This is a genomic window from Zooshikella ganghwensis DSM 15267, from assembly GCF_000428585.1.
Classification (GTDB): Bacteria; Pseudomonadota; Gammaproteobacteria; order Pseudomonadales; family Zooshikellaceae; genus Zooshikella; species Zooshikella ganghwensis.
In genome coordinates this window covers 53,323-70,460 of record NZ_AUAF01000008.1, presented here as the reverse complement: position 1 = coordinate 70,460, position 17,138 = coordinate 53,323, and the positions used below count along the sequence as shown (strand labels likewise).

The window sequence follows — 17,138 nt, the reverse complement described above, 5'->3', positions numbered from 1 at the left end:
TTAAAAGGGCCGGTTTAATGAAAGTTTTGATTGTTGGAAACGGTGGTCGTGAACACGCCTTAACCTGGAAAGTGGCACAGTCCAGCGAAGTCAGCCAGATCTTTGTAGCACCTGGTAATGCAGGGACTCACCTAGAGTCCAAAACCAAAAATATTCCCCTGGATCCACTTGATATTAATGGGCTAGTATCATTTGCCGAAACTGAGGCCATTGACCTCACCATAATAGGGCCTGAAGCACCTTTAGTGGCAGGTATTGTTGATGCCTTCCAGGCTGCAAGTTTAAAGTGTTTTGGCCCTGTCCAAGCGGCAGCTCAGCTCGAAGGCTCAAAAACATTTGCGAAAGACTTTTTAGCTCGCCATAAAATTCCCACGGCCCATTACCAGAGTTTTTCAGACATTCCTCCAGCTATCAGCTACATAAAACTGCACGGTGCTCCCATTGTGGTAAAAGCAGATGGGCTTGCAGCTGGTAAGGGTGTTGTGTTAGCCGAAACGGAAGCTGAAGCGATTGCTGCCGTTGAAGATATGCTGGCAGGAAATGTATTTGGTGATGCAGGCCATCGCGTTGTGATTGAAGAGTTTTTAACAGGAGAAGAGGCTAGCTTCATTGTCATGGTCGATGGAGAGCATATTTTGCCTATGGCGACTTCTCAGGATCATAAAGCCCGTGACAATGGCGATAAAGGCCCTAATACTGGTGGCATGGGAGCCTACTCACCAGCCCCCGTGGTCACGCCTTCTATATACCAGCGTATTATGGATGAAGTCATGCTACCCACCGTAGCAGGTATGAAAGCAGAAGGGATACCGTATACAGGTTTCTTGTATGCCGGTGTGATGATAACTCCTGATGGCACTCCCAAGGTACTTGAGTTTAACTGTCGCTTTGGAGACCCAGAGACTCAGCCTATTATGATGCGCTTACAGTCAGATCTAGCACAATTATGCTTAGAAGCACTTGAAGGAAAACTTAATAGTTGCAGTATTGAGTGGGACCCACGAGCAGCTGTTGGTATTGTGCTTAGCGCTGGTGGCTACCCACTGGAGTACCGCAAAGGTGATCATATTTCTGGCTTAGACACACCAGCACTGCAGGCAGACTCTGATATTAAAGTGTTTCATGCGGGTACCAGAGCTGAAAATCAATCTGTCCTAACCAATGGTGGACGTGTACTATGCGTTACAGCTCTAGGTGAAACAGTTACGGTTGCTCAGTCAAAAGCTTATTCTGCGACCAGCCATATTCACTGGCCTGATGTTTATTATCGAACCGATATAGGGCACCGGGCGATATCAAGAGAAAAAGCCGCTGAACACAAGTAATTATCAGCACGCTGTCCAAGAAAGTAGTGTTTTAAAAAAAGTACTATAATTACCTGCTTAACATAAACCAGCACCCTGCTTACTTTTAACGCAAAGTGCTGGTACTGACGAATATAATAGTTTGACTTAACACAATAAGAATAAAGCAATTCACTGTTAACAAATGCAGACATTACACTACAGCTTAGGTAGTCAAGTTACGCTAGGATACATACAATCTATCAGCAAGAAAGGTGCGCTGATCAAAGTCCCCATTATTAACAGTGCATAACAATTGGTTATAATGATGTCTTCACGTTGAAGGGATATCTCCTGTGCAAAGGTCAGTAGTCAGTGCACCAATTCAATGGCATGTTCTCTGCCTCATTACACTTGTTTTCTGGTTGATTAGTACCAGTGCACACGCATCAGTAAACCTTTCTACAGACAGTTTTCGCATTAATTTAGCCAAGCATGCTGAAGTCTTTGAAGACAAAACCCGTACGCTAACAATTAACGAAGTGCTCTCTGATAGCTACGAACTGCGTTTTTCCCCCATTCGCAGCGATGCATTTCAGCTGGGTGAGTCCCCTTCCTCTTACTGGTTAAAAATTCAAATTGACCAAGTAACAAAAACTAGACAACAAGTCTATCTTCAACTCTTTGGCAACATCAGTCAGATTGATTTTTTTACAGTATACAAAGGGCAAATTTCATCTGTTTACACTGGCTCAGAGCGTCCTGTTAATAGTCGCCCAGTGGCTCATGATAGCTTTTTATTCCCTGTACAGTTGAATGAAAACGCTCCACAGCAGTTTTTTCTTAAGCTCAGTTCCAAGCAAGCCATGAACTTCTCGCTGTATCTGGTTTCTGCTGATCAAGTTATTGAATCTGTTACCCTTACCCAATGGATAAATGGTGCCTTATTTGGGCTGTTTTTAGGTATCGCACTCTATAACCTCGTTGCCTTTTTCCACTGGCGCGAACGTAACTATCTTTATTTAGTCATTCTGCTTTTTTGCTCTCTGGCTTATCAGCTTATATGGCAAGGTCAATTAATTAAGCTTTTACCTGGACTGGTTGAGATCGAAGGCCAACTTGGCCAGTTTATTTTACTCACGGGCACCGCCATGATGTGCTTACTTGTTAAGCGCTACTTTGCCGTAGAAAATTACTCCCACCTCTTGCATCGTTTTTTTGCTATCAGTGCACTTTTAGCCTCAACAGCAGCCATTCTTGCTATTGTTGTCGGCCACCAGTTTCCACCTCTCGCGACCCACGTTATTTTAGTAACCATTGGCACTGCTGTATTTAGCTGCACGCTTATTTTCTTTCGACGAGGCACACGCTATGCGCAAACCCTTCTGATTGGTCTCTGCCCCCTCATTATTGCACTTATTCTTAGCCTGTTAATTGCACTCGACTTTATCCACTTACAGCCTTACCAGGCTAACTGGTTACTCCTAACTATTGCCAGTTTAAGTTTGATCGGCATTTCTTATGCTGTTGCTCAACAGTTTCACCATCAACGAGCTTTGTTGTTATGCCAGCAAAAAGTTGTGCCCTCTCAAGAGCAGCCTCTGCAGAAACGCGAGTTTTTAGCACACCTTAGCCACCAACTGCGCAGCCCTATGAATGGTATTTTAGGTATGAGTGAGCTATTGCTCGACACATCTCTTACCCCCAAACAACGTGACTATATTCAAACCATTCATCATGCTGGCAATGACTTAGTCAATTTACTGAATCAAATACAAGATATCAGTAAGCTCGAATCAAACCAGTTAGAACTGGAAGAGGTTCAATTTGATATCAATGTGCTCGTTGAAACTTGTCTGGAGATGTACAAGCTAGCAGCTGAGCAAAGGCAAATAGAATTAATCAGCTATCTCCATCCGGAAGTTCCCCGCATAGTTACTGGCGACCCCGCACGGCTCCAACAGATTCTTCTGTCATTGTTAAGCTATGCCTTTAAACGAACAGATACTGGAGAGGTACTACTTAGCGCAACCATTGAAAAATCAGAAAGTGGCTACCGCCAGTTGCGCTTTATTGTCAAAGACTCAAGTGCTGGGATAGAAGAAGAAGAGTGTCAGCTACTTTTAAATGCAGATATTCAAAATATTGTGCTTAATGCTCAACGTAACTCATCAATTGACTTAGGGTTAGTGCTTTCTAGACATTTACTCACATTGATGGGTGGCCAGTTTGGCATTGAAAGTGAGATAGGTGAAGGGAGTATCTTCTGGTTTACTTTACCTCTCAAGCAGCCTGAGACTATTCCTCAAGATGAAGAAGAGAGCTTTGATTTTCACGGTATTCGTGTACTCGTCGTCGATGACAATGAAACCTGCCGTAAAGTGCTGACTCAACAATGCCTGGCGCTAGGTATGGATGTAACAGGTGCCCAGAATGGAAAAGAGGCGCTTGCAACGCTCAGGACTAAGGCTCACCTGAACCAGCATTTTGATCTTGTTATTTTGGACCAAAACATGCCTGTGATGAATGGCATGCAGCTATCTGCAAAGATTAAAGAAGATAGCGCCATCAGTGATGATGTTTTAATTATTATGCTTACTGGCGTGAGCTTTGCGCCAAATAGCGTCGATGCACGTAATGCGGGCATTAAACGTATTTTGACTAAACCCGTTGCACATTACACCTTAAAAACCACCCTGAAAGAGGAGCTTACTCGTTTTCAAAGTAAGCAAGCCGAGCCTTCTCCTGTTACTTTGCAGTCGATGGCTTCTCTGCAGCCTACTGTTGCAAAAGGCAGTATTTTGGTTGCAGAAGACAATCCTACAAGCGCCAAAGTAATTCGAGGAATGCTGGCTAAACTAGGGTTTGAACCAGATATTGTTTATAACGGCAGTGATGCTGTCGAGGCAGCAAAGGGACATGACTATCAATTAATTCTGATGGATTGTGAAATGCCAATTATGGATGGCTTTGAAGCAACAGAGCGTATACGGGAATGGGAGCAGAAGCACGATCGCAGCATAGTCCCTGTTATTGCCGTCACTGCGCACAACCTTTCAGACCAAAAACAAAGCTTACAGCAGGCAGGTATGAATGGTCAGCTAATGAAGCCCATTGAGCTGCAAGATTTAAAAGATATTATCCAAACATGGCTTCATACAGCAGCTGAACACTAGCCTGATTGACGGTTAACATTTAGTACTATACCGAAAAAGACTCAATAGAAACCCGCTCATCCTGAGTAAGTGCCACTTGACGATAGGTTTGTATAGCACCTTCAGCATTAACATTGGCAGGTTCATCACTCTCAAGCTCAGTTGTATTTACAGTAACAACTTGTTCTGGCTGACTATTCTGATTATTTGGCAAAACATTGGTCTGTACAGGACCTGCCTCTACTTCAGAAGTACTTTCTACAGGAGGATTGGTATTAACCTCATTTCTGGTGGAGGGTTGTTGCTGAATATTGTTGTTCAACGCATCAGCTTGAGGCTGAGAGGCCTCACTATCTCTAATCGCTGCAGCTGGTTCATCAGTTGCGGGCGCACTCACAACGACAGGCTGGTTATCTAACTCAGTAGCCAGGTCAACCTGTTGATTTTCATTTAACTGGTTGACATTACGAACTAAAGGTATCCGGGTTCCAGTCAGGTCCGCAGAAACATCGGTAGTTTCTAGCCCCACAGAAGTAGGGTTTATTTCACGAGCCAAATTGTCACTAGGTGCTACATCATTACGAGCATTATCAGTTTGTACTGCTGGTCTGACTGCAACCCGAGATTCAGTTTGCAATGATGAAGGGGTGAAGGAAGTGTTAACTGACGCTGCAGGATCGGCCGCTGAAAAACGCCCTGCTGCCACATCTCTTGCTTGTTGACTGATATTGACATCAATATCCTCTGAAGACGGGCTTTGCACCCGAACCGCAGGCGACCTCTGCACTGCTACTTCTGCCTGCAAAGTGGCATTGATGACGTTGTTTGGAGTCACGGCTACGACGTCCATAAGACATCACACCTTCATGCACCGGCTACTGATACTACAAATATAGTTGAAGAGTTGAACAACTTTAGTGTTAAAGCGGATTAATATTAGACCTTTTTTTTATAAATTAAATCTGGGTTCTGACAACATCGTATAAAACAAAAAGGAACCTAATACAGCACCACTCTTTACGACTCTATTCCATTGTATAGCCCTGGTAAGCTTCAGGGGCCAAGTTCTCAAAACGAGTATATTTACCCAAAAAGGCCAGCTTAATAGAGCCTATTGGTCCATTACGTTGCTTACCAATAATGACCTCTGCAACCCCTTTAAACTCAGTATCTGGGTTGTAAACTTCATCACGGTAAATAAACATAATAACGTCCGCGTCCTGCTCAATCGCACCTGATTCCCGTAAGTCAGAGTTTACAGGGCGTTTATTAGGCCGTTGTTCAAGGCTCCGGTTTAGCTGTGATAACGCCACAACGGGCACATTAAACTCTTTAGCCAAGGCTTTTAGTGATCGTGAAATTTCCGAGATTTCATTGGTCCGGCTTTCACCACCACCAGGAATTTGCATCAACTGCAAATAGTCAATCATGATCAAGCCTAGCTCACCATGCTCCCTGGCAATTCGTCGAGTTCGTGAGCGCATCTCCGTAGGGCTGAGTCCTGCAGTATCATCAACAAACAGCTTTTTATCACTGATCATATTCACAGCTGCCGTTAACTTGGGCCAGTCGTCTTCATCCAGCTTCCCTGTTCTCACTTTAGACTGATCAATACGCCCCAACGAAGACAACATCCGCATCATGATTTGCTCCCCAGGCATTTCCAAACTGAATACCAGAATAGCCTTATCTGTATTCAACATGGCATTTTCAACCAGGTTCATAGCAAAAGTCGTTTTTCCCATCGATGGACGACCTGCCACAATAACCATATCGGATGGCTGTAGACCAGAGGTCATCTCATCCAAATCCTTAAAGCCGGTCGTTGTCCCTGTAATGGTATCGCCCGCATTAAATAACTCATCAATACGGTCAATCGCTTTGTTTAACAGTTCCTTCATCCCTACAGGACCACCTGTCTTCGGCCGTGATTCCGCTATCTGAAAAACTTCACGCTCAGCTGCATCCAGAATCTCTGAGCAACTGCGACCTTCAGGGTTAAATGCACTGTCTACAATTCGGTTACTGACAGAAATTAGCTTTCGTAAAATAGACCTTTCATAAACGATTTCAGCATACTCACGAACATTGGCGACACTGGGCGTGTTTTTGGCAAGTTCCGCTAAATAAGCTATGCCTCCAGCATCTTCCAATTCTGCCCAAGTATCTAGTTTTTCAGCGATAGTCAAAGGATCAAAAGGTTTCGTCGCTGAAGCAAGCTGCTCAATAGCGGTATAAATCAGACGGTGTGCAGGGTTATAAAAGTCATCGGCTACGACTTTGTCAGCGACTGTATCCCAGGTCGCATTATCCAGTAATAATGCACCTAATACAGACTGCTCGGCCTCCAATGAATGAGGCGGCGCTTTTACCGAATCCATAATATCCTGCTCTGACATTACTATCGGCGCTTCACTCTGCATAGGGCTCTCGTTGTATTACCAGAATAATTGACAAAGAAACTATACACCTTGCGAAGGGTATACCCACTTAAACTAAGGCATAGTCTACCTAAAAAACAGATAGATAAAACAAGCCCGCGAGCATAAAAATGGTCGCGGGCTTGTTCAAACCAGTCACAACAGGCTTATTCAGCTTCGACGTAGACCTTCAATGTGGTCACTACATCAGTATGTAGCTGAAGGCTGATGTCGTAATCACCTACCTGACGAATTGGGCCTGATGGCAAGCGAATTTCGCTCTTAGCAATATCAACCCCAGCCGCACTCAGTGCATCAGCCAAGTCACGTGTACCGATAGAGCCAAACAACTTACCTTCATCACCTGCTTTAGCAGTCAATGTAAGCTCGATATCAGCAATCGCAGCTGCACGCTCTTCAGCTACTTTCAGTTTGTCTTGAGCTGCTTTTTCCAGCTCAGCGCGGCGCGCTTCAAACTCAGCCAAATTATCTTTTGTAGCAGGAACAGCTTTATTAAATGGGATCAGGAAGTTACGTCCATAACCCGACTTTACTGCTACCTTGTCACCCAGATTACCTAGGTTAGCAATTTTTTCTAAAAGAATAACATCCATCGCTTAATTACCTTTAACTGTCTTGCCCATTAACACATTTTGGATATCACTAAACAGGGGGCTTTTGTTGAAGCCTACCTCGAAAGTTCAGCAGGCTATCCAAAAAGGCCATGATGACTAATAAAGGGTACATAACTTGTAAAAACAACAATTGCGCTAAATAAAACAGAATAAGCCACTGCTTACTCATTTGCTTCTTAGCGAGGCTACCATGTACAAGTGCAATACCAGCAAAAAACAGTGGGAGAGATGTCAAAAGCACAAAAGCAGCTAGGGATGTATCAATCTCAATACCAAGAATAATAAATGCCATTAAGCCACTACTTAACCAAACAGGTAAACGCAAAGTATGAAACTCTTCACGAAAACCTCCTGGCACAAACAGCATTGACTGCCACCAACGCGCAACAATCAATGACACTATGCACAACATCATACTGCCAAAAGCAAACAACCCAACCACAATATGTGGTAACAGGTCGTTAATCTGTTTTTGCAGGCTTAGCGAATCTTCGCCAAGCTGTTTGTACATTGCTGATTGAGTCCAAATAGTATTGAACTGCTCAACAATTGTTGCTAATAAATCGGGTGTTATTAGCTTGATACTAAAAACAACCAACACGCCCAGCAAGACACTTAGACCTAATGTCAAAGCCCACGATACAGTCTTTCTGAGAAAGTGGGCCAGTGCAACTGTACATAGCAACGTGGTTATCACATCCAGTTGCCCCTGTAATGCAAAGTACAGTGCTGGCAACAGGGGCCAAATAATCACCCAAGTTGCTTTGGTAAGTCCTTGGCGTAATACCACCAAGCCCAAAGCTGCCGCGCTTAGCCAGGACGTTAGCGGAGCGATAGCAGTCAGTGTAGCAAAAAGTGCTGCCTGCTTGGGCCCTCGCATAATGAATTCAGCTAAAGCACGCATTATGTTCCCTTTATCAAGCGCTCTATCACATTAGTGACGATCAGTGTATGGCAACAGAGCAATGTAACGAGCACGCTTAACAGCTGTTGCTAACTGACGTTGATATTTAGCTTTTGTTCCGGTAATACGGCTAGGAACGATTTTGCCGGTTTCAGAAACATAAGCCTTCAGCGTATTGATATCTTTGTAATCAATCTCTTTTACGCCTTCAGCAGTAAAGCGGCAGAATTTTCTACGACGAAAAAAACGTGCCATTGACTTTCTCCTTCAATGAATAGTGATTATTCTTCAACTGTGCTTTCGTCAGCGGCTTCGATACTGTCAACATCAGAAGCATCTTTTTTCGCTGAGTCTTCACGACGCTCGTTACGACCTTCTTCTGCTTTCATTATTGAAGGCTCTGTAACAGCTTCGTTAAGACGAACCACCATGTTACGAATCACAGCATCATTGAAACGGAATGAGTTAGTCAGCTCATCTAAGATCTCATTACTGCACTCAACGTTCATTAACACATAGTGTGCTTTATGGACTTTCTGGATAGGGTATGCCAATTGACGACGACCCCAGTCTTCTAAGCGATGGACTGTACCATTGCCTTCAGTAACCAAGCTGGTGTAACGCTCAATCATCGCACCAACCTGTTCACTTTGGTCAGGGTGAACGAGAAATACGATTTCGTAATGACGCATAAACTCTCCTTTCGGTTTAGTAGCCTTCCACCACCTAAAAGGCGCTGGTAAAGCAAGGAGTCAAGAAAAATGACCTTTACAAGGAACCGGGCATTCTAGTTAAGTCTATGACAACTTGCAACAACTGCTGATCACTGACAGTTATCCTGACTGTCAAGCACTTAGGCATACTACATGCGACTCAAATACAGCCGACTCAAAATGACTGCCTCACAGATTCCAATACTATAATCCCAGAGGCCAATACGATTCGCCCAGCGAAACTCTAGAAGTGGGTAATAAAGGAGATGCACTGAAAGGAAAATACCATTTGAAGGCACATGTTGTTAACACTTAATTATCATGCTTAACATTAAGTGTAACACGATATTTAACCGAACCAATTAACAACATATTATTGAACTAACTCTTTAACCAAGGGTATAACGTTTACATACTGCAACTATTATCTCCGGCTGAAAGCACCTTTTATCCTCTATGATGAAAAACCTAATAACTAGTCGTCACAGTTACAGCAAAGCTGCAGCACATCTCGCTGCTCTCCTTTGTTGCCTTTTTAACCTTACAGCTGCTGCCAATGATATGCTTGAGTTAGATGACTTTGAGCTACAAGCACTTACTCAAGAAAAAACACCAGACGATCAACTTCCCCTGAAAGCTTTTTCACAAAAAATAAATAGCAAAAAACCACCCAAACCTGATGGTCCAGGATGCAGATTATTTGCCAAAAGAGAGCGCAATGCGATTTTAATTGAAGAGCGTAAAAACAATGCCGAGCATGATACAAACTATATAGACTACATCAGTATTCCATTACTTTGCATACAAAACGAATATGAGGGAAAGGGGGAAAAGCTAATAACACCTCCAGAGTTACCGCCCAGCTACTAGCCACCGAGCTTATTCAGCACTACTGGTCAGCCCACAAGACCTGTTGGTTTATTAGCAAGAAAATTAAGCAAATGGTTTCTAGCTTGAGTCACTAATCGTTGCCGGGCTTGTTGGCTCCCCCAAGCGCAATGGGGCGTTATTAAAAGGTTAGGTAACTCTGCAGCAATTAATGGATGATCTACTGGAGGCGGCTCAACTGCAAGCACATCTAGTCCAGCCCCTGCCAATCGATTATTGATTAATGCTTGCAATAAAGCAGCTTCGTCAATTAAATCACCGCGAGCAGTGTTAATTAAAAAGGTATGAGGTCGTAACCAGCTCAAGGATTCATCATTAATTAAATGCCTTGTTTGTGTTACCAAAGGACAGTGTAGTGACACAATATCTGCGAGCGCAAATGCTTCCGCTAGCGGTAATCGATTTTTATTATTGTATTGTGGCGAGCCTGGTACTTTGGCAAGTAAAACTTCCATACCAAAAGCCTCACCAATTTTAGCCACCTGCTTACCTAACTCACCATAACCAACAATAACCAACTTTTTCCCTGCTAGCTCAGTAATTGGGTAATCCAGCAAGCAAAAGAATGGACTGGCAGACCAGCGTCCTTGCTGAACAGCCTGTTGATAACGATACTGTTGAGTGACCAGGGAGAGAATCAAACTCCAGGTATGCTGTGCCACACTGTGCGTGCCATAGCGTGTTATATGAGTAACCGTAATGCCATATTTTGCTGCCGCATTTAAATCAACATTGTTAGTACCTGTTGCCAATATCCCGATATAGCGTAGCTGCGGATTTTGTTGCATATGGGCTTCAGTAATAACGACTTTATTGGTGAATACCACATTGCACGACTCAATTCGTGTTGCAACTTGATTACTACTTGTTGTAGCAAATACTTGAAAAGGCATAATTTGCTGAAAAGACGACAGATCAATATCACAGCCGAGGCTATCTGCATCCAAAATAACGCCTTTACTATCCACCACGTTAGTTGCCTTTTAATTTCCTTTGACGAACAGCTTCAAACAGACAAATACCAGCAGCCACAGATACATTCAAACTGGTCACCAAGCCAGTCATCGGTATTTTGGTGAGCTGGTCACATAGCTCACGTGTTAGCCTGCGCAACCCTTTACCTTCTGCACCTAACACCAATGCTGTAGGACCAGCCAAATCTGTCGTATATAGATCTTGGCTCGCTTCTCCTGCCATACCCGTAATCCAAATACCTCGATCCTGCAGCATCCGTAATGTGCGCGCTAAATTTGTTACTGAAAAAAACGCAACACTTTCTGCAGCGCCACAGGCAACCTTTCTAACCACAGGGGTAAGACCCACGGCTTTATCTTTTGGAGCAATCACCGCATGAACACCTGCTGCATCAGCAGAACGCAAGCAGGCTCCCAGATTATGGGGATCGGTCACGCTATCCAGCACCAAAATAAAAGGAGGCTCATCAAGGTTATCCAGCAAGTGCACTAACTCTTCTTCAGTCTTACCTCGTGAGGCCCTTACTTTAACAACAACCCCTTGATGCGTTTTTGCATATTGATCTAATACTTTTCTTGAGACTACGGCACACGTAATGTGTTGCTTATCAGCAAAAGCCCTGATTTTATTGATTTGATCTCCTTCCCGCCCCTGTTGAAGCAGAATCTCAATCACATCATCCGGCCTTTGATTTAGCTGTGCGAGTACCGCATGAATGCCATAAACTACGTCAGTATTACTCATTTAAAATGTGTCACTTTGCTTTTTTTACACGACGCTTACGCGGAGTTCTTGAAGTTTCAGTTTCTACGCTGGATGAATTAGCCTTAGCTTTACGCTTACCTTTATTCTTATCTTTCTTTTTATGCTTTGGTTTATTTTTCTGTTTCTTCGAAGCGCTATCACTACCCTCAAAGTGTTTTGCTAATGGATCACTCCGCTTATTTCCATGTTTTTTTCTATCAGTGCGCTTGCTATCACCCCGTTTTTTAGCACTTGGTTTACTGCTGGTTCGCCGCCCTTTTTTACTATTTAGGGGATTAGACGTTAATTCAAAGTCAATTTTCTTATCATCTAAGTTGACCTTGACGACTTGTACTTCTAGCGTGTCTCCCAGCCTAAAACGTCTTCCTGATCGCTCACCCACCAATACTTGATGCACAACATCAAAATGATAGTAATCTTCAGGAAGCGCAGTGATATGAACCAAACCCTCAATATAAATATCATCCAGCTCCACAAACAAACCAAAGGCAGTCACTGCGCTAACAACCCCTGTAAAAGTTTGCCCAAGGTGAGCCTGCATATATTCACATTTCAGCCAATCGGTAGCATCGCGTGTTGCTTCATCAGCTCTTCGCTCTGTCATTGAGCAGTGCTCACCCAAAACCTGCATATCTCCATCCTCATAAGGATATGAGACAGAAATTGGGACAGGGTTACCCTGATTAACACGCTTCACGCTCGCTGATGCATAATTACTCTGAATCACTGCGCGTATCGCACGATGCACCAACAGGTCAGGATAGCGGCGAATTGGCGAAGTAAAGTGAGTATAAGCCGGATAAGCCAGACCAAAGTGACCCACATTGCTAGGTGAGTACACTGCTTGACTCATTGAGCGCAGAAGCATGGTTTGAATCAAGTGAGCATCAGGTCTCCCTTCAATGAGCTCCATTACTTTTTGAAAACTGGCCGGCTTCAATTTATCAGCCATTGGCAATGCTAGACCAAGCTCACCCAGAAACTGCCTCAAATTCAGTAGCTTATCAGTCTTTGGCCCTTCATGAATCCGATACAGAGCAGGCAGTGTATGCTTTTCTAAAAAACGTGCCGTTGCCACATTGGCACATAACATACACTCTTCAATCACTTTATGTGCATCATTGCGGACGACAGGGACAATCCGCTCAATTTTTCTGCCCTCACCAAAAATAATTTGTGTTTCAGTTGTTTCAAAGTCTATAGCGCCACGCGTCTCCCTTGCTTCTCTCAGCGCCAAGTACATTGCATATAAGTTATGCAGGTGAGGGGCGACTTCATTCAAAGTTTTGTCAACAGAAGCACTTTGTTCTGCAGAACGATCTAGCAACTTACCAACCTGGGTATACGTTAATCGGGCATGAGAGTGAATCATCCCTTCATAAAACGTATAACCACTCAAGCGTCCTTTAGCACTGATGGTCATCTCACACACCATCGCTAGACGATCAACATGAGGGTTTAATGAACACAGTCCGTTAGACAATATTTCCGGCAACATTGGAATAACATAGCCCGGAAAGTAAACTGAGTTACCTCGGTTGAGAGCTTCTTTATCCAGTGCAGAGTCTTTTTTTACATAATGCGAAACATCTGCAATAGCAACATATAAGCACCATCCACCACCTTTTTTAGGGGTGCAGAAAACCGCATCATCAAAGTCTTTGGCGTCTTCACCATCAATTGTTACAAACGGCAGGGAGCGTAAATCTACACGATTAGCTTTATCAGCCTCTTCAACCTCCGTGGTGTAACCTGCAACATCATCAGTAACAGCCTCAGGCCATTCATGAGGTAACTCATGAACCCGAGTAGCCACATCAACCTCCATACCTGGTGCCATATGATCACCAAGCACTTCTTTAATAATGCCCTGTGGTAGCAAGCGGCGTGTGGGCTGCTGAGTAATTTCGACTATGACATACTGGCCTTGTGTTGGCTGAATGGGGCCAGGTTCAACCTGAATATCTTTATCAATACGCTTATTTTCAGGAGTGACAAATTGGGTATTGCCCTTCTGGTAAAAACGCCCCACCAACTTCTGATTTTTTCTTTCCAGAATTTCTACAAGTGCAGCTTCACGACGACCACGACGATCAACACCCGCTTCTCTGACGACCACTATGTCACCATCCATGAGCTGTCTCATTTCGGTACCAGACACATAAAGATCATCAGACCCATCATCAGGCGCGACAAAACCATAACCATCACGATGGCCAATTACCCGACCTTTGACCAGGTCCATTTTGGACAGTAAGCCATAAGCACCTTTACGCGTAGACAATAATTGTCCATCACGCTCCATAGCGCGCAAACGGCGACGCAGTGCTTCACGGCCATCATCATTATCAATTTCAAGTACACGACATAACGCTGATAATGTGGCTGGCGTGCCACGCTCTTCTAACAGCTGCATGATTAGCTGTCGACTAGGAATAGGATTATCGTATTTTTTTGCCTCTTCGGCTGCCTGAGGGTCAGCTGTTTTCCACCAATCAGACATTTTTGAATTTCTTTTCAAATTTGCTTTTCTTTTCAATGAATTTCTACTTATTTATTAGCTAATGTATGCAAAGTAAAGGTTACTAATGATGTATTTCTGAAAAAATACCACCATTTATTTATTCATGTTGACATGCATTACACCGCTAATGGTTAACATATCTCGTCACCGTACAGTGAAGTGTGTGTCGTATAACAAGCAGAGTCAATGATTTGTAGGTAACCAAACCAAAGGTATTTAACAATACCTTTGGTTCAGGATGCTTCAGAGACAAGCTCTGAGCTATTTGGAAGGATGGTGTAACGTAAAGTTAACAGCCTAATTCAGAAAATAAAGTGATTCTGAGCTTTAGGCAAAAGGACTACGCACAATGATCGTTTCATTACGATCTGGCCCTGTTGAAATAATATCAATGGGAGCCCCTACCACTTCCTCTAAGCGCTTAATGTAATTGCGTGCATTTTGAGGTAAATCCTCTAATCGCTTAGCACCTACTGTTGACTCTTGCCAGCCTGGCATTTCTTCATAGACTGGCTCAACAGATGCGTAAACATCTGCATCAAATGGACAGCCATTTATCTGCTGCTGTTCACTTCTATAACTGGTACAAATCTTAATCGTTTCCAGACCGTCAAGCACATCAAGCTTAGTCAGACACAGCCCAGAAATACTATTGACATCAACTGCATACCGAAGTGCCACTGCATCAAACCAACCACAACGACGAGGACGCCCTGTAGTTGCACCAAACTCATTACCTTTAGTCGCTAGGTGACGACCAACTTCACAACTTAGCTCTGTTGGAAACGGTCCAGAGCCAACTCGGGTAGTATAGGCTTTAGTTATGCCTAAGACATAATCCAGATACAGCGGACCAAAGCCACTGCCTGTAGCAACACCACCTGCCGTAGTATTTGAAGACGTTACGAACGGATAGGTACCATGATCAATATCGAGCAGAGCACCCTGTGCCCCTTCAAACAAAATATTCTTACCTTGCTGGCGAAACTGATGCAGGGTTGCTGTCACATCTTCAATCATTGGCAGCATGGCATCACCCATCGCCAGGGTATCATCTAACACTTCACGAAAGTCTAGAGTGTCAGCTTTGTAATAGTGTTGCAGAACAAAGTTATGGTACTCCATTACTTCCTGCAGTTTATCCGCAAAGCGGTTATGGTTTAGCAGGTCCCCTAGACGCAATCCCCGACGAGAGACCTTATCTTCATAAGCAGGACCAATGCCACGTCCAGTTGTGCCAATTTTGTTGCTGCCTCGGGCCTGCTCACGAGCATGATCCAGTGCGGTATGAAATGGCAGAATCAGTGGGCAAGAAGGGCTTAGCCGGAGCCGATCACGGGCAGGTACTCCCTTATCTTCAAGCTCCTTCAGCTCTTTCAGTAATGCTTCTGGTGATAACACCACACCATTACCGATATAGCACATCACCCCATCACGCAAAATACCTGAAGGGATTAGGTGCAATACAGTTTTCTGTCCATCAATAACCAGTGTATGACCGGCATTATGACCACCTTGATAGCGGGCAACTGCAGATACCTCTTCAGTTAAAAGGTCTACAATTTTACCTTTACCTTCATCACCCCATTGGGTGCCCAATACAACAACATTTTTACCCATAACTATTTCTCTAAAGTTTCTCGTAATAAACAAAACTTTGTGCTGCTGTACTGCCTTACAGCGGTAACACCTGCCACTGACCATCAGTATGGACCAGCTGCCGATCACAGCCTAGTGATGCCGGACTTGTCTGCGCACCAGGAAGCGCACCAGGAAGCGCACAAATCACACGCTCTCCTCGCTGACGAAGTTCATCGACCACAACACGATCAGCATCGACTGGAGCCCATATACTTTTCTCACCTTGAGTGACATTTGCAGTCAACAGGCTTAATAAAACTTTTAAATCTGTACTAAAACCAGTTGCAGGCCGGGATCGCCCATAGCAAGCACCCACACCATCATAACGACCACCTTGGGCAACTGCTTGCCCCTGCCCAGCAGTATAGGCTGCAAAGAGAACCCCTGTATGGTAATCAAAGCCTCGCTGTTCACTCAGGTCAAAGTATAATGTCACTTTGGGGTTAACCTGCTGAATGCCTGAAGCAATTTCTTCAAGCTGGGTCAGTGCATTTAATACCTGCTCTCCAGCAGGTGCTAGGCTTGCTTTAGCTTGCTGGAGCACCTCAATACCACCACAGAGTGTTGGCAACATTTGTAGCATAGATGCTAGCGTTACATCTGAAACTTTCTGCTGAATAAAATCGTGTAATTCCGGAAGTGCTTTACGTTGCATTAAAAGGTGTAATTCTTCTTGGTCAGCTTTACTCAAATCAGAATTAGCTAAAACACCTTTCCAAATGCCTGCATGCCCTATTCCAACACAAACGTCGTCTAAGCCAACCAGCGCTAATGTTGCAAGCATTAAATTAATTACTTCAAGGTCACTGGCTATACCAGCATGGCCATACAACTCGACACCTACTTGAATAGGACTTCGCGAAGCCGCCAGTGAACAGGGCCGAGTATGAAAAACGCTACCACAATAACACAGCCGTACTGGTCCCTCTTTACCCAGTTTATGGGCATCAATTCGCGCTACAGAAGGAGTCATATCAGCGCGTAGAGCCATCATTCGACCTGTTAGCTGATCTGTTACTTTAAACATTTGTAACTCAAGATCACGATTACTTTCTGTCAGTAACGAATCTAAGTATTCAATATGAGGGGGAATAACTAAGTCATATCCCCAACTATGGTATAAGTCCAACAGAAGACGACGGAGTTCTTCCACCCGCATAGCATCAGGAGGTAGCACCTCATCAATACCATCCGGCAGTAACCAACGATCAGCAACAGTCATGGTCTTACCCGCT

14 protein-coding genes are annotated in these 17,138 nt (G+C 44.0%); 3 read left to right on the top strand and 11 right to left on the bottom strand.

The genetic code is table 11. The annotated features are described in order from the left end of the window. Nucleotides 1–17 precede the first annotated feature (17 nt). Both purD and F607_RS27970 read left to right on the top strand, forming a co-directional pair. Nucleotides 18–1,325, top strand: coding sequence for a phosphoribosylamine--glycine ligase (purD, locus tag F607_RS0103325; RefSeq protein ID WP_027706914.1), 1,308 nt, complete (start codon nucleotides 18–20; stop codon nucleotides 1,323–1,325). Nucleotides 1,326–1,639: 314 nt separating this feature from the next. Next, nucleotides 1,640–4,459, top strand: a complete 2,820-nt coding sequence (locus tag F607_RS27970; RefSeq protein ID WP_051310802.1) for a hybrid sensor histidine kinase/response regulator — start codon at nucleotides 1,640–1,642, stop codon at nucleotides 4,457–4,459. A 25-nt stretch (nucleotides 4,460–4,484) separates the two neighbouring features. Here F607_RS27970 and F607_RS0103315 read toward each other — a convergent pair whose 3' ends face one another. The 6 genes from F607_RS0103315 to rpsF form a co-directional block, all read right to left on the bottom strand. Further along, nucleotides 4,485–5,288, bottom strand: a complete 804-nt coding sequence (locus tag F607_RS0103315; RefSeq protein WP_027706913.1) for a hypothetical protein — start codon at nucleotides 5,286–5,288, stop codon at nucleotides 4,485–4,487. A gap of 175 nt (nucleotides 5,289–5,463) precedes the next feature. Next, nucleotides 5,464–6,861 carry a replicative DNA helicase gene (gene dnaB / locus F607_RS0103310; protein WP_038289842.1) on the bottom strand — a complete coding sequence of 466 codons (1,398 nt, stop codon included), beginning with the start codon at nucleotides 6,859–6,861 and terminating at the stop codon, nucleotides 5,464–5,466. 164 nt (nucleotides 6,862–7,025) lie between these two features. Then, nucleotides 7,026–7,472, bottom strand: a complete 447-nt coding sequence (gene rplI / locus F607_RS0103305; RefSeq protein ID WP_027706911.1) for a 50S ribosomal protein L9 — start codon at nucleotides 7,470–7,472, stop codon at nucleotides 7,026–7,028. 49 nt (nucleotides 7,473–7,521) lie between these two features. Next, nucleotides 7,522–8,397: a DUF2232 domain-containing protein gene (locus tag F607_RS0103300; protein WP_027706910.1), complete on the bottom strand. Its 876-nt coding sequence runs from the start codon at nucleotides 8,395–8,397 to the stop codon at nucleotides 7,522–7,524. A gap of 30 nt (nucleotides 8,398–8,427) precedes the next feature. Further along, entirely contained in the window at nucleotides 8,428–8,652 is a 225-nt protein-coding gene (rpsR, locus tag F607_RS0103295; protein ID WP_027706909.1) for a 30S ribosomal protein S18, read from the bottom strand. A 26-nt stretch (nucleotides 8,653–8,678) separates the two neighbouring features. Then, nucleotides 8,679–9,089 carry a 30S ribosomal protein S6 gene (gene rpsF, locus F607_RS0103290; RefSeq protein WP_027706908.1) on the bottom strand — a complete coding sequence of 137 codons (411 nt, stop codon included), beginning with the start codon at nucleotides 9,087–9,089 and terminating at the stop codon, nucleotides 8,679–8,681. A 477-nt stretch (nucleotides 9,090–9,566) separates the two neighbouring features. Between rpsF and F607_RS0103285 the strand changes: the two genes are divergently transcribed. Further along, a complete protein-coding gene (locus F607_RS0103285; protein ID WP_027706907.1) occupies nucleotides 9,567–9,980 on the top strand; it encodes a hypothetical protein in 414 nt (137 codons plus the stop codon). Nucleotides 9,981–10,006: 26 nt separating this feature from the next. On the opposite strand, the gene F607_RS0103280 is transcribed toward F607_RS0103285, so the two are convergent. From F607_RS0103280 to F607_RS0103260, 5 genes are all read right to left on the bottom strand, one after another. Then, nucleotides 10,007–10,969, bottom strand: coding sequence for a D-2-hydroxyacid dehydrogenase (locus F607_RS0103280; RefSeq protein ID WP_027706906.1), 963 nt, complete (start codon nucleotides 10,967–10,969; stop codon nucleotides 10,007–10,009). A 1-nt stretch (nucleotide 10,970) separates the two neighbouring features. Continuing rightward, nucleotides 10,971–11,717: a 23S rRNA (guanosine(2251)-2'-O)-methyltransferase RlmB gene (rlmB, locus tag F607_RS0103275; protein WP_027706905.1), complete on the bottom strand. Its 747-nt coding sequence runs from the start codon at nucleotides 11,715–11,717 to the stop codon at nucleotides 10,971–10,973. 10 nt (nucleotides 11,718–11,727) lie between these two features. After that, complete coding sequence (gene rnr, locus F607_RS0103270) at nucleotides 11,728–14,241, bottom strand: ribonuclease R (RefSeq protein WP_027706904.1); 2,514 nt, start codon at nucleotides 14,239–14,241, stop codon at nucleotides 11,728–11,730. Nucleotides 14,242–14,589: 348 nt separating this feature from the next. Further along, nucleotides 14,590–15,882 carry an adenylosuccinate synthase gene (locus F607_RS0103265; protein WP_027706903.1) on the bottom strand — a complete coding sequence of 431 codons (1,293 nt, stop codon included), beginning with the start codon at nucleotides 15,880–15,882 and terminating at the stop codon, nucleotides 14,590–14,592. A gap of 55 nt (nucleotides 15,883–15,937) precedes the next feature. Next, nucleotides 15,938–17,125 (bottom strand): ATP phosphoribosyltransferase regulatory subunit, encoded by a 1,188-nt coding sequence (locus F607_RS0103260; RefSeq protein WP_027706902.1) that lies wholly within the window; start codon nucleotides 17,123–17,125, stop codon nucleotides 15,938–15,940. Between the last annotated feature and the right edge of the window lie 13 nt (nucleotides 17,126–17,138).